Genomic DNA, 13,248 nt, shown 5'->3' on the forward strand with positions numbered 1-13,248 from the left:
GCTCCAAAAATAACTTGCGAAACTTAGTTTATGAAAGGAACTTTAAAACCAAATTATCACTTTGCTTTGATTGATAATGAGAATTTGTCAGCAGTAATTGAATATTTTAAAAGTCGCCCAAAAGATGCATTGGAAATTATTAATAATGCTCATCAATATATTAAGAAATTTTTAGATAAGAAAAAAGAATTCCATATAGGAATTTTGGTTTTGACCAAATATTTTTATTATTCTAGACAACTTGAACTTAACAAAAAAAGAGATATTTTAGAATTAATCAAATAATTTTTCATAAAAAATAAATCTTTTTATACATTTATCACAGCTTATCATTTTTGGCAAAAATATATGGGTATTGTTAAATTTGGGAAAAATGGTTTTGTGCTTACATCGAATATAGATGAAGATGCGGAACAAGGTGGAGAAATAACTTATTATGAAAAATATTATTATAATTTTGAAATCGTAGGCAATATCCATGAAAACAAGGAGTTATTAGAAGTTAAGGAGTGAAAATTTTATAATATAATACTATATAATATAATATTGATTATCTTTGGAATAAAAAGAGAAAAAATGAATAACAAAAGAAAAGTTAGGGAATTTCTGTCTTAATATGGAGAAATATCTGTTTTTTGTATTGGGATGGTTAAATTAATAGAAAAATTGATAAAATAAAAAAATATTCTATCATTATAAAAAATAGGAAAAGAAAATGAATTTAAAAGATGTTCTAAAGGAAATTGATATTCTAAAAGATTTTTTGAAAGAACACAAACTAGCTTTTGAAACTAAAAAATCACTAGAAGAAGATTTTAAATTAAGATATACAAATGATTCTAATGCAATCGAAGGAAATACACTTACCTTATTTGAAACAAAAGCAGTGCTTGAAGGTATGACTATTGCAGGAAAAAGTGTAAAAGAACACTTAGAAACCATAAACCATTCACATGCTATTGATTTTATGTTAGAACTTGCAAATGCTAATACAATTTTAAATGAATTTGATATTAAATCTTTACATCAAATTATTTTACAAACAATTGATATAAAGAATGCTGGAGTATATAGAAAGGCTAATGTAGTGATTAGCGGTGCAAAACATATTCCACCTGATTATTTGAGTATTGATTTTGAAATGAAAAACTTTTTAAATTGGTATGAGAATGAAGCACAAAATTTACACCCTATTATTAGAGCTTCAAGAATACATATTGACTTTGTTAGAATACACCCATTTATTGATGGTAATGGAAGAATGTCAAGGCTTTTAATGAATTATGAGCTTGTTAAAAATAATTATCCACCTATCAATATTAAGTATTCTTCAAAAGAAGAATACTTTCAAGCTTTGGAAGAAGCTTGTTATTATAAAAACTTTGAAAAATTTGACACAATAGTAATAAAAGAAGTTAAAAATGAACTAGAAAAAAGAAAACATTTCGCTCTAAAAAATGAAAAAAATGAATATCAAGAAAATTTAAAAGATAAAATAAGAAGGAACTAAAATGAAAAAAGAAAAAAGTTTGCATTTAATTATTTTTGGATTATCTTTAATTTTTATAGGTTGTGGAGAACCTAAACTTAAAGAATATACTTATAATTCAGAGCAAGGAAGTAAAGAAGGATATGAATTTGCACTTAAAAAAATTGATGAAGAGTATAAAACAAGTGGAAAGTATTCTTTAATTGATTTAAGCGAAATAAAAAATATTAAAACACTTAAAGAAAGAGATTATAATTTTCTTTTAAATTCACAAAAAGAATCTAAAAAAGAAATTGAAAATGGAAGATATGAATATGCTGATATAATGATTATAAATTATAATGATCATTATAGTATACTTAGCGTTGAGTGTAATTTGCGAAGGAAATTTTGTGATATTTCTGATAATTAAAATGTTTTTATGGGTTGAGTTGTGTTAATGCCTAACTCTTCAGCTTTTTTATCTAGTGTTTCTTTGAGTTTAGCATTTTTCGAAAAAACTTTTAATCACTTTCGATTAAAAGTTTCCATATCTTTCATAATAAGATGATAAATATATGTATTTAAAGGAAAACCTAAGCTGTCAGCTCTCTTGAAGGTATTCTTTCGTCTTATCGCTAATTCTTAATTGTATAAGATTGCTCCCCTTACTTTCTTTCTCTTCTACCATTTTCTTTTTATTCTTTTCTATATCTTTTTTTGTTGCGTTTGGATTTGTAATTTTAACATAGTTACTCTTTCCATATTTACAAATTCTTTTTTTTGTAAGTTCTAATTCTTTTAATTTTTTCTCAAATTTTATGTTTTCCATAAAAAATCAACTTTCTCATATTCTTTAAAATTTTCTTCAAAATATTTTTGTCCTTATTCTTTTGTTTCAAGGCTATATCCTGAAAAATCTATTTTTCTATCTTTGTCTTTTTCAAAGCTGATTATTGTGTAACATTGCTTGTTTTTTGTTACAAAGAAAAAATTATTATGAAGCACAAAAAAATCATATTTTCTTTTATTAAGATTGTATTTTTCTACCATTTCTTTTAAAAAATTTAAAAATACTTCTTCTGTAAGCTCCTTTTGTTCTTCTTTGTATTTTTTCATTAAGTAATCTGCTTCATCTAAAAAATTATAATAATCTATTTTTGTCATTTTCTTCTCCTTTGAAATTTATATTCTTTATTGGAATTTTCTTCTTTTATATTATTTTTGTTAAAATTAATAATGTGATTTACTACTTTTTCAATATCTTTTAAGCATAAATCTTCATCTAACTGAGTATTTATCCTACTTTTATTCCAAGAATGATTTTGATCAAAAAATATGATTTTAGTAATATTCTCGTCTTTTTCAAATAAATCAGTGTCAAATTTTTCTAAATAAATAGGGGCTATACAAACTTCATTTTTCAACTTATTAAAATCTAATTCTTGTTCGTGTTTTAAGCCAATATAGCCACAAAGCCATTGTCCTTTGTCATTTTGCATTAATAAATCCTTATCTTTTAATTCTTTTAGATTAGGATATTCAACTTTCAAAATAGTGTATGGAATGTCATTGATTTGTCCTTCTTTTCTTTCAAGTTCTATATATTTTTTTCATTTTATTTTCCATTTTATTCCTTTGTATATATTTGGTTTAGTTGAGATTTCTTTAAACAATATTTGCTCTCTTGTTTAAAGTGTTTTCCATACCTTGAGAAATCATTTCACTTTGTTTTCCATCAATACCTACTAATGATAAAGCCCATGAAGACCCTTTAATAATTAAATTCCACATAATTACCGCTGAAGCAATTTTTGCAAATATAGTTAATAAGCCTGTGATTGCACCTATAATAAAGTTAGTGTGAAAATTATATACGCTAGTTTTAATTCCTGTAAATTGTTCTACAGAAACAAATAAGAAAAATTCGTCTACTAAAACATTTATAAATAATGATAAATATATAAAGAGAATAATTAATACGGGTTTTAAAAATATAGCCATGCCATTAATTAAGAATTCAATAATTTTATCCATTCTTTTAGTTGCTAAGGAGAAAGCTACAACGAATGGTGAAATATAAAAATATTTTATCAAAGAAACTAAATAAGATACAAATATTATAATAGAAGCTGTAGTGCAAACCAATAATGGTATTTTTTGAAAGGTCCATTCTATTAACATTATAGCTATAGCATATCCTGTAATTGTTGAGACAACTGTTCCTGTTATGTATCCAACGATAGCTCCACCTACTGTTCCTATGATTGGCACAGTAGAAGCTGCTGCTGCTTGAATTACAGCCATGAATTTTCCAGTATTTTCCATTACAAAATCTTTTATAGTTGAAGCTCCTGGTAACATCATCCATACTAATTTACCTGCTATCCATCCTAAAGAGCTATCTGTAATATCATCTTTACTAATTTCAATATCTCCTTTATTTATATTTTCTTTAGTGTTTTGAATATTTTTTTTAGTTGCTTTAATCATCCTTTCTTTTTGTTCATCTTCATCACCTTGCTCTTCTTTAAACATAGTTACTTCTGCTAAAATTGCACTGCTTGGCGTAAATAAAGAATTTATCCATCCAAGTTGCATTTCTCTTACTGCAAAATAAGCATCAAGATTTTTCATTTCATTGATTTTTTGAGTGTTATCTCTTAATTTATCAATTTTTTCCATTTGAGAATTTATTTTAGTTATTTCATTTCTTGCTTTTAAAATATCAGCTTCTAAAGCTATACAAGCTTCCAAGGAAATATCGCCATTTTTTCCTGCCATATCATTACTATCTTCAGCTAAAAATCGTTTTATTTTTTCTTTATCTTCATCTGTTAAAGAAGTGATATAGCTTTCTCTAATGGCAGATAGTTGGTTTTTATATCTTAAAGAACAAGTTTTTTTATAAATTTCATCTCCTTGACTTATAAGAAACTCATTTTCTTTCTTTTTTTCTAATAAGGCTTTAATACCTTGAATATTTACTCCACCTATACTTTTATAAATTTATCCATATAGGTTTTTCCACCAATTGCACTAGCCATATCTGCAATATCTGTTGATTTTAATGCAAAATATCTAATGACGTTTTGCATAATTGTTGAGTGAGCTAAACCATTTCCTTCGGGTATAGGCATAAAAAATGTTCCTATCATAATCATTGGAATATAAAATTTATGTAAAAATTTTTGCTTTCCTTCATTTTCGCCCCTATTTTCTAAGTAAGCTTGAATTTTTTCTGCACTAATTGAAGTAAGAAAAAATCCACCAACTAAAACAAGAATTAGAATTTGTAAATGTTGATAAATTTTTTCATTGGCTAAAAATAGATTTGAAAAATACGCCATATTATTTTTATTAAAACCATCTACAGCTGAAGTTTCTTGCAAACTTATACTTGAAGTAGAAAATCCTTTATTTTGATTTAAAACAGAATTTGGAGCTATCAAAAAATCCATAAAACTTTGATTTTTTTGTATAGTTTTAATGCTAAAATTATCTATACCATCTTTTAAGGTTAATTCTCCTAAATTATAAGTTTTTTCTCTATCAATAATATTTGGATTTAAAGTTGCTAAAGCAACTAAATATTTTGCAAAATTAATTTTAGTATCGCTTGGCGTCCATTTAATTATACTTTCTAAATTAATTTTTCTATCTATATTTTCATAATTTTTTAATTCAGTATCAAGTCCTGTATACACTTGTTTAGCACAAGATAAATTAGTTTTTGAAGCATTAAATTTTAAATCTAAATCAAAATTTTCATTTTTATAAACTCTACAAAAAGTTGTCCCATTTTTAAAATCAAATCCTATGATTTGAGTTCCATATCCGCTATTAACCTTTCTACACTCCCAACTACATCCATCATTAGTTTCTATGTCATCATTTCTATTAGAAAATATTTTTTGCATTTCTTCTTTAGTAGTTTCAGAAACAACTCCTTGCCCATTATTTGTTCCTTCTGCGAATAAGAAATTAAACAGCAATAAAAATAAAATTATTTTTTTCATTTGTATTTAACCTTTTGCTTATAATTGTTTTGAAAATTATTTTTAGCATTTAAATTAGGTTCGCCATTTAATTCAGGACACATAAATTTACAACCATTTTTCCATTCAGAACAACCATACCAAAATTTGTTTTTTTCATTTTTACTTTCTCTTTTTATTAAGTTTCCTTGATTACATTGAGGACATTTAAAAGATGTATTTAAATTAGTGCTTTTATTTTCTAATTCAGGTTTTCCATTAACAGATTTTGCCTTAAAATCACAACCATTAGAATATTCAGAACAAGAAAAGAATTTTCCAAATTTTCCATTTATTTCTCTTAAAAAACCTTTTTGACATTTAGGACAAGTTATTTTTTCTTTTTCTTCATTAGAAGCAATTTTTTTGTTTAAACTCTTTTCATTATCAATTATTTTTAAAATAAAATCATTAATTGAATTTAAAAAATCGCTTCTTTTTAGTTTTCCTTCTTGTATTTCTTTTTGAGATTCAAACCATAAAGCTGTCATGTCTGGATTTGTCAATATAAGATCTAAATTTTGGATTAAATTAATTCCAAGTTCTGTAGCATTAACAACTTGCTTTTTATCCTTTGAAACTACAATATAGCCTCTGTTTATTAAAGTTTCTATGTGATTACTTCTTGTTGCTGGAGTTCCTATTCCGCCATTTTCGCCTTTTTTATCTTTATCTTTTTCTATTAAAAGTTTTTTAATTTTTTCATCTTTAACATATTTAGAAACTTGATTTAAATCTTTTAATAAAGTAGTATATTACATCATAAATTAAAAATTTGATTTTAGTTTTCAGCCAAAAACAAGTAATATTGCGATAAAATCTCAGACTTATAAAGGGGCATTAGCTCAGCTGGGAGAGCACAACGCTGGCAGCGTTGGGGTCAGCGGTTCGAACCCGCTATGCTCCACCATATGGTTCCGTAGCTCAGCTGGTAGAGCACTACCTTGACATGGTAGTGGCCGTTGGTTCAAGTCCAATCGGAGCCACCATCACCCTTCCTTATACAAAGGATTATCATGCAAAACACTATCATACAAAAAGCCATCCATAAAGATTTAAATTCTATACTTGAAATCACAAAAGATGCTTTAAATGCTATGAAAGCTATGAATTTTCACCAATGGGATGAGAATTATCCCAATGAAATAGTTTTTCAAGAAGATATACAAGCACAAGAACTTTATGTGTTTAAAGAAAATGATGAAATTTTAGGCTTTATCTGTATCAATGAAAAATTTGAACCTGAATTTTATAAACAAGTTATTTTTAACAAAAATTATGATGATAAAGCCTTTTATCTACACCGTTTAGCCGTCAAACAAAAGGCAAAGGGCAAAGGCGTAGCACAAAAACTTTTAAATTTTTGCGAAAATTTTGCCTTGGAAAATCACAAGGCAAGTTTAAGAGCAGATACTCATAGTAAAAATTTTCCTATGAATTCGCTTTTTAAAAAGCTCGATTTTAATTTTTGTGGAAATTTTAACATACCTAATTACCAAGATCCTTTTTTAGCTTATGAAAAAATTCTAAACCAAAAAGCTTTTTGAGTTTTTCTCATAGGCTTTGATTTGTGCTTCATGTTTTAAAGTCAAAGCTATATTATCAAGTCCTTCCAAAAGACAAATTCTGTGAAAATCATCTAAATCAAAAGAAAAAATCTTATCTTTAAAAAATACTCTTTTTTTCCAACAAAGAAATTTCTATATTTTATCTTGGGATTTTTTTAACTCATCAACTATTTCCAAAACCTCATCTTTAGTAAGTTCTATGGTAAGCAAACCATTTCCTAAGGCATTGTTTTTAAAAATATCTGCAAAAGAAGGTGCGATAATAACTCTAATACCATAATCAACCAAAGCCCAAGGCGCATGCTTTCTTGAAGAGCCGCTACAAAAATTTTCAAAACTCACCAAACATAAACATCATCTAAATTATAAATATTTTCATCGTAGTCTAAATTTTCAAGGCAAGTTTTTATCGCCATAACCACTTCTTCTAAATCGCATTTTCTACATCACGCAAAGTGGTATCAAAGATTATGATTTTATTATCTTTCATGATTTAATCCTTTAAAACCAAATAGACTAAATGAATAAAATTTCAAAAACTTAACAACAATGATAAAAAATTAAAAATGTAAAAAATGATTAAAAATAAAATTGAGTTTTAGAGTGAGAGTTGCAGTAGCAGATTAAAAGTATTGTCTTTACTTTTTTGTTGGACTGAATTTGAAATTTACAAATTTGCTTCATCTTTTCCTCCTTTGTTAAAACTAATCCTTGATGTATCATATTTTTAGTAAATGTATTTGTAAAATTCTTAAATTAAGAAAATTATTGATATAATTGTAATTTTAAGTAACAAAAAGGATGTTGATGTTAAAAGAACTCTTAGAGATTAAAAAAGAAATGGAACCTGTTATTCACGAAGCCAATGTAAAATTAAATATGCTAGCCCGTGAAGTCATAGTCCGAAAAAAAGAATACGAAATTTATGGCCCTATGGTAGATCGTGTTTATCTTGATAATGCCATTTATGTTAAAGTTATGTCAAGTGGACGCGATGTAAAAACAGACAATGTAGCTATAAAAAACGGTTTTTACATGGTTTTTGTCGCCCCTGAAAAGGAAAGTACAAAAGATATCAAAAACAAACTCAAAGTAGCTTATGAGGGACTTGATAACAAATTTATCGCTACACTCATACGATCTTGCCAACGCTTTAAAGAAATCATAAATAAAACCCAAGCCACACTCGCTAAAGCTTCTAAAATGAATGTAGTAGTAAAAACAAATTTAGGAGAAGCAAGCGCTGCGCTAAAATTTAACATCAATATAGAATACACTAGAGACACTCAAAAACTCACTCGCGAAAATTCAAAATCAGCAGGAAGCTTTAGAGATACTAAAACTTATATAAATCTTATAGTAGAAAAAAATACAGATTCTCAAATTTGTGAAAAATTACTTGATGATGTTGAAAAATACTTTATTGGTGGAGGTTGATTTCATTAATGCAAGTTATAAAAACTTGCATTAGATTAAAATTTATAATTATATCCTAAATATACACCATAATTTGTTTGTTTAGGATCGTAAAAGTTTGAACCCACTTGATTTTGATAAAAATTTCTAGAATTATAATGAATTTGCTCTGCTTTAAAGCCTAATTCTATTTCATTATGTGGTGTCAAATCATATAAAGCACCTATTTTCGCTCCATAAAAATAACCGTCAAAATTTTGCGACAAAGATAAAAAGCTTGTTTTTAAGGTAAGATCTGTTCTTGCATATCCTCCATACACACCTAAAACAGCTCTGGTTTTTTCAAAAAGCTTAGGAGTAAAATCATAACCTGTTAAAAATTTATGTGTAGTAAAATCACCTTCGATTTGAATTCTAGGAGTTTTGATAAAATCACTAAATTCATCAGAATAATTATAACCAGCATAAATTCTATGATTTTCATTTAAACGATATCCAAGTTTTAGACCAAACGATGGTATATTACCTGAAATATCTCCATTAAAATTTTGCTTTGTATTCTTATGTTTTAACTCACTTTTTACTTGAGCATGTATCCAAGCTGCATCAGCACCTATAAAAAAACCGGAATTCTCATCTGCTAAAGCCAAATTTGAAAACAAAGTAGCACTTGCGACAATGCTTAATAATTTTTTATTCATAACCTAACTCCTTATAATAAAATTCGATCTAAAAATTTTAGATCTTTTTATATTATATATTCTTCAAAGATTAAATAAGAATTTTTTATAAAATATTTAATCTTTACATAAAAATATGTGAATATTTTACTCAAATATTATTTTGGAACAACTATATCACTACGACATTCTATCACCGTATGCACATTTCCACGCGGGTTAAAATCCCCCACAACTTTAATCCATTTTGGTTTTAATTTATCTTTTAAAGTATTGTAAATTTCATTGATACTTGCTTCATGTGAAACATTTCTATACATAAAAGTATTGATATAAAGCTTTATCGCCTTAAGCTCAACCACAAATTTATCAGGCATATATTCAAGATAAATCGTCGCAAAGTCAGGATAACCCGAACGCGGACAACAACACATAAATTCAGGCAAAGTGATTTTAATGATATAGTCATTTTTCGCATCATTTGGCCAAATTTCCATATTTTCTACATCAAATTCTTTGATTTCTTTTTCACCATAACGCATAGATTTTCCTTAAAAATTTAAATTTCGAGCAAAAATTATAACAAAATAAGTTTTTAAAACGATTATGATACAGATAAGAAAATGCAATTTTATTGCAACTCACCCCTAGCAAGAGTGAGTTAGCAATAAATTGAAGGCAGTTCAAGCCTAAGCCTAGTATTACAAGACTACCAAGATAGGCTTGTAAAGCAAGGCTTGCTCCCTTTAAGGGAGCAAAAAACAATATTTTATAGAATACTAAGCTTAAACTATTGTTTAAGCTGGATCAAGGTTTGAAGCATTTGATCACTGGTTGAAATGGTTTTTGAGTTTGCTTGATAACCCCTTTGGATAATGATAAGTTCTGTTAAAGAACGGCTCAAATCCACATTTGACATTTCAAGAGCTGAGGTTTTCATCTCACCACGACCCCCTGTTCCTGCTTCACCTACTACGATATTACCACTATTTGCAGTAACTTTGAAAAGGTTTCCGCCGATTTCCTCAAGACCTGAGTTATTAGCCACTGAAGCCATAGCGATTTTTGCCACTGCAAAAGTTTTACCATTGGTAAATTCGCCTAAGATATTTCCTTTATCATCAACGCGGATAGCATCAGGTTTTAAGTTACCCGAAGTATAACCATCGGTTGCTTGTCCTGTTAGAGTTGAAGCAGAGTTTGAGCTTACAAGGCCGTCATTGCTTCCGCTTGTTCCAAAGGAAAGTTTGATTTGTTGATTTGGCGCAGCACCATTATTTGGTGAGAAATTGATCGTTTTTGGTGTATAGTTTGCCAAAGATCCATCATTATTAAATCTTGCTGTTCCTACGATGATATTGTTTGGACCTTCTCCTGTGGTATTGATTTCCGCAGGTTCTGGCACACGGATGATCATTTGCCATTCATTACCCCCATCTTGAGTGGTGCTTTGTTTTACAAATTGCACTTCTAAAGTGTGTTTTGAACCTAAAGAATCATAAATTTCAAGCCCTGCTGAAAAAGCTGAAAGTTTAAATTGCTCACTTTCTTTGATCGATCCACCTACAACTAAAGGACCATCAAAAGCTTTAAACATAGCTGTAAAAGCATCATTGGTGCTAACTGTGCCTTCTTTGTTAGTATAAGCTGTGATATTAAAGCTCATATTTTTTGGATTAGTCGTTTGTGTTGTTCCCGCTATAGCATTTGGAGGAATAGTAGAATCTTCTTTTGCATTAGATATAGCAAAATTTCCGTTTTCTGTTACCACTACTTTTACAGCTTGATTGATATCTGCTGCTGCAAAAGTTCCACTTCCATCATAATCCACCCCATATCTGGCGTCTCTTTGTAAAAGTTCTCTTAAATCTTCAGTCGTTCTAAAAGTTCTTGCATCTGTATTTAAAAGCTTGCCATGAACTGCATCATAATAGGCTGCTGAAGCAGGATCTGTTGGTCGTGTATCTTGATTAGCTCCACCTTGAAATCCAGGACCACCATCAGGATTATACATAGGACCTATATCCACAGGATTTGAACTATAAATATATTTATGAGCTGTAATAACTTGCACATCTCTAGAGCCAGTTAAACTATTTTCTGTTCCTGCTGTTCCTGCTGTTGCTGTCCATAAAGAACCATTATTTTGTTGAACCTGTTTAAAAGTATGTTTTTGTGTCTTATCATCCCAAGTTGCTGTCCAAGCCTCGCCTGCTGTATTCGTAGATAAAACACTAAGATTAATATTTTTCATATTATCTGTAGTGCCATCAGAATTTGTATTGATAAAATCAATTCCACTGCCATCTTTATTTTTAACCGCTTTTACTCCTGTTCCGTCTCTTGTATCTGTTGGAGCAGTGAAAGTATTAATATAAGCTATAGCATCATCTATGCTTTGAATATCACTATTTGTAATTCTTACACCATTTAAAGTTATATCTAAAGTTACTTTTTGATCTGCTGTTCCCCAAAAAGCTGCAGTTTGATTGCTTTGTAAATTTGGATCAAAAGCGCTTACACCTAATTTATTTGTAGAGTATTTTGCATCCGCATAAGATACCCAAATTCCTTGTCCATCTCTTAAATTTAAGCCTTGCCCTTTTGCATTAAATAACGATCCTGCATCCACGCCTTTTTCTGTTACTTCTATAGCATTTTTAGAAGTAGTATAAAACTGAGTGGTTCCTGTATCATTTTCATCTTCTGCTCTGTTGGTTTTATTATTATAACCATGAACAGAATCAAGTGCATAAAGATTTCTACTTGAAGTTCCTATACTTAAACCACTATTTAAATTTGCTTTGATAGCTACTTCGGTTGATTTTGCTGCAGGGATATGCATACCAGGATCGATGAAAATGTTTTGTGGAGTTCTTGAGCTATCTATGGTTTGATCGTCCCAATTGATATTCCATCCTTGCACAACAAAACCGGCATTATTTACGAAATTCCCATAAGCATCAAGTTTAAAATCCCCGCTTCTTGTAAGATAGTTTGTAAGACCACCATCATCACTCACCATGAAAAAACCATCACCATTGATAGCAACGTCAGTGTTTTTATCTGTAGTTTGAACTGAACCTTGAGAGTGAATTCTTGTAGTAGAACTTACTGAAACGCCAAGACCGATTTGAAGTGGATTTTGTCCACCTCTTCCATCAGTTGGAGCAGTAGCGATTTTTACTGTTTGGCTAAACATAGTTCCAAAATCTGCACGAGAGTATTTAAAACCAGTGGTATTAACATTTGAAATGTTATTACCTTCAACATCCATCGCAACTTGATGTGCTTGTAGTCCGCTTACGCCAGACCAAAGTGATCTCATCATCTTAAATCCTTTATAAAATATTGCTTTAAAAATTTAACGCTTTGGCTTTAAAAAACTTTTGCGTTTATGTGAAGTTTTACAAGCAAGTTCTGTTCCAACTTTTGAAATTTTTTATGAATTTTTTAAAAATTTATAGAAAAAATTTAAAGGTATTTTAGGAGTTTATGGAGCTTTGGGCTTTTATGTAATGAAAATTACTAAATCACACCCTAACTCTTAAATTTGCCGCATGGGTTAAAGCCACTGCTATAGCATCTGTGATATCTAAAGGCTTGATATCTTTGCTAAGTCCTAAAAGTCTTTTTACCATAAAAGCAACTTGTTCTTTGGTTGCTTTGGCTTTTCCTGTGACGGCTTTTTTCACTTGTAAGGGAGTGTATTCTGCAAAGTCTCCATGAATTTGAAGAATTTTTAAAGATAGAGCTCCGCGAAATTGTGCGAGTTTTAAAACGGTTTTTGGATTGTAAGCAAAAAAGATATCTTCTATAGCCACCTCATCAAAAGAATGATTTTTAAAAATCAAATCCAAACCCTCGCAAAGCTCTGTGATTTGATACTGTAAAGCACTTGGCTTTATCTTTATAAGCCCTGCTTCTATGAGAATGTTTTTTCCTTTGCTGGCTTCTATGATAGCATAACCACAATTTCTCGAACCTGGATCTATACCTAAAATTTTCAAATTCATACCTTTTGAAAATAAAATACAAAAGCGGATTTTAACCTTTTTTTATGAAATTTAAGATAAAAT

General features: G+C 28.9%; 16 protein-coding genes, 2 tRNA genes and 2 pseudogenes. 8 read left to right on the plus strand and 12 right to left on the minus strand.

Annotation, left to right across the window (positions count from 1 at the left end; all coding sequences use genetic code 11):
- Nucleotides 1-30: 30 nt before the first annotated feature.
- From AJN58_RS10300 to AJN58_RS02865, 4 genes are all read left to right on the plus strand, one after another.
- Entirely contained in the window at nt 31-285 is a 255-nt protein-coding gene (locus tag AJN58_RS10300; protein WP_261665673.1) for a hypothetical protein, read from the plus strand.
- A 63-nt stretch (nt 286-348) separates the two neighbouring features.
- Nucleotides 349-513, plus strand: coding sequence for a YopX family protein (locus tag AJN58_RS09735; RefSeq protein ID WP_079860130.1), 165 nt, complete (start codon nt 349-351; stop codon nt 511-513).
- 202 nt (nt 514-715) lie between these two features.
- Nucleotides 716-1,510, plus strand: coding sequence for a Fic family protein (locus AJN58_RS02860; RefSeq protein WP_004305857.1), 795 nt, complete (start codon nt 716-718; stop codon nt 1,508-1,510).
- 1 nt (nt 1,511) lies between these two features.
- A complete protein-coding gene (locus AJN58_RS02865; RefSeq protein WP_053872655.1) occupies nt 1,512-1,901 on the plus strand; it encodes a hypothetical protein in 390 nt (129 codons plus the stop codon).
- A 171-nt stretch (nt 1,902-2,072) separates the two neighbouring features.
- Here AJN58_RS02865 and AJN58_RS10035 read toward each other — a convergent pair whose 3' ends face one another.
- The 7 genes and pseudogenes from AJN58_RS10035 to AJN58_RS10560 form a co-directional block, all read right to left on the minus strand.
- Complete coding sequence (locus tag AJN58_RS10035) at nt 2,073-2,300, minus strand: hypothetical protein (protein ID WP_186820934.1); 228 nt, start codon at nt 2,298-2,300, stop codon at nt 2,073-2,075.
- A gap of 53 nt (nt 2,301-2,353) precedes the next feature.
- Nucleotides 2,354-2,635 carry a hypothetical protein gene (locus AJN58_RS02870; RefSeq protein ID WP_070209948.1) on the minus strand — a complete coding sequence of 94 codons (282 nt, stop codon included), beginning with the start codon at nt 2,633-2,635 and terminating at the stop codon, nt 2,354-2,356.
- Nucleotides 2,632-2,970 carry a hypothetical protein gene (locus AJN58_RS02875; protein ID WP_070240252.1) on the minus strand — a complete coding sequence of 113 codons (339 nt, stop codon included), beginning with the start codon at nt 2,968-2,970 and terminating at the stop codon, nt 2,632-2,634. The genes AJN58_RS02870 and AJN58_RS02875 overlap by 4 nt, the downstream gene beginning before the upstream one ends.
- Nucleotides 2,971-3,136: 166 nt before the next feature.
- The gene (locus tag AJN58_RS02880; protein WP_070240254.1) at nt 3,137-4,252 is read right to left on the minus strand and encodes a hypothetical protein; all 1,116 of its coding nucleotides are present in this window, start codon (nt 4,250-4,252) and stop codon (nt 3,137-3,139) included.
- Between the two features lie 209 nt (nt 4,253-4,461).
- Complete coding sequence (locus AJN58_RS02885; protein WP_070240256.1) at nt 4,462-5,487, minus strand: hypothetical protein; 1,026 nt, start codon at nt 5,485-5,487, stop codon at nt 4,462-4,464.
- Nucleotides 5,484-5,963, minus strand: a complete 480-nt coding sequence (locus AJN58_RS02890) for a topoisomerase DNA-binding C4 zinc finger domain-containing protein (protein WP_410002395.1) — start codon at nt 5,961-5,963, stop codon at nt 5,484-5,486. Before AJN58_RS02890 ends, AJN58_RS02885 begins: the two co-directional genes overlap by 4 nt.
- Nucleotides 5,940-6,224: pseudogene (locus AJN58_RS10560) on the minus strand (DNA topoisomerase); the annotation flags it as partial. The pseudogene AJN58_RS10560 and the gene AJN58_RS02890, both read right to left, overlap by 24 nt.
- 115 nt (nt 6,225-6,339) lie before the next feature.
- Between AJN58_RS10560 and AJN58_RS02895 the strand changes: the two are divergent.
- The 3 genes from AJN58_RS02895 (at nt 6,340) to AJN58_RS02905 (ending at nt 7,052) form a co-directional block, all read left to right on the plus strand.
- A tRNA-Ala gene (locus AJN58_RS02895) sits at nt 6,340-6,415 on the plus strand.
- A gap of 3 nt (nt 6,416-6,418) precedes the next feature.
- A tRNA-Val gene (locus AJN58_RS02900) sits at nt 6,419-6,494 on the plus strand.
- A 27-nt stretch (nt 6,495-6,521) separates the two neighbouring features.
- Entirely contained in the window at nt 6,522-7,052 is a 531-nt protein-coding gene (locus AJN58_RS02905; RefSeq protein WP_053872649.1) for a GNAT family N-acetyltransferase, read from the plus strand.
- On the opposite strand, the pseudogene leuD reads toward AJN58_RS02905, so the two are convergent.
- Nucleotides 7,032-7,418, minus strand: a pseudogene (gene leuD, locus AJN58_RS02910) (3-isopropylmalate dehydratase small subunit); the annotation flags it as partial. The gene AJN58_RS02905 and the pseudogene leuD sit on opposite strands and share 21 nt — an antisense overlap.
- 462 nt (nt 7,419-7,880) lie before the next feature.
- On the opposite strand from leuD, the gene AJN58_RS02915 reads away from it, so the two are divergent.
- On the plus strand, nt 7,881-8,510 hold the full coding sequence (locus AJN58_RS02915) for a hypothetical protein (protein WP_002860843.1): 630 nt from the start codon (nt 7,881-7,883) through the stop codon (nt 8,508-8,510).
- Nucleotides 8,511-8,545: 35 nt separating this feature from the next.
- Here the strand turns inward: AJN58_RS02915 and AJN58_RS02920 are convergent, their stop codons facing one another.
- The 4 genes from AJN58_RS02920 to ruvC form a co-directional block, all read right to left on the minus strand.
- Nucleotides 8,546-9,190 carry an outer membrane beta-barrel protein gene (locus AJN58_RS02920; protein WP_070243342.1) on the minus strand — a complete coding sequence of 215 codons (645 nt, stop codon included), beginning with the start codon at nt 9,188-9,190 and terminating at the stop codon, nt 8,546-8,548.
- Nucleotides 9,191-9,327: 137 nt separating this feature from the next.
- Complete coding sequence (gene queF, locus AJN58_RS02925) at nt 9,328-9,711, minus strand: preQ(1) synthase (protein WP_044778580.1); 384 nt, start codon at nt 9,709-9,711, stop codon at nt 9,328-9,330.
- A 248-nt stretch (nt 9,712-9,959) separates the two neighbouring features.
- The gene (gene flgE, locus AJN58_RS02935) at nt 9,960-12,500 is read right to left on the minus strand and encodes a flagellar hook protein FlgE (protein WP_070291947.1); all 2,541 of its coding nucleotides are present in this window, start codon (nt 12,498-12,500) and stop codon (nt 9,960-9,962) included.
- Between the two features lie 202 nt (nt 12,501-12,702).
- Complete coding sequence (ruvC, locus tag AJN58_RS02940) at nt 12,703-13,185, minus strand: crossover junction endodeoxyribonuclease RuvC (protein WP_083265154.1); 483 nt, start codon at nt 13,183-13,185, stop codon at nt 12,703-12,705.
- Nucleotides 13,186-13,248: the final 63 nt, after the last annotated feature.

This window comes from Campylobacter sp. BCW_4321 (assembly GCF_001763075.1).
GTDB lineage: Bacteria > Campylobacterota > Campylobacteria > Campylobacterales > Campylobacteraceae > Campylobacter_D > Campylobacter_D jejuni.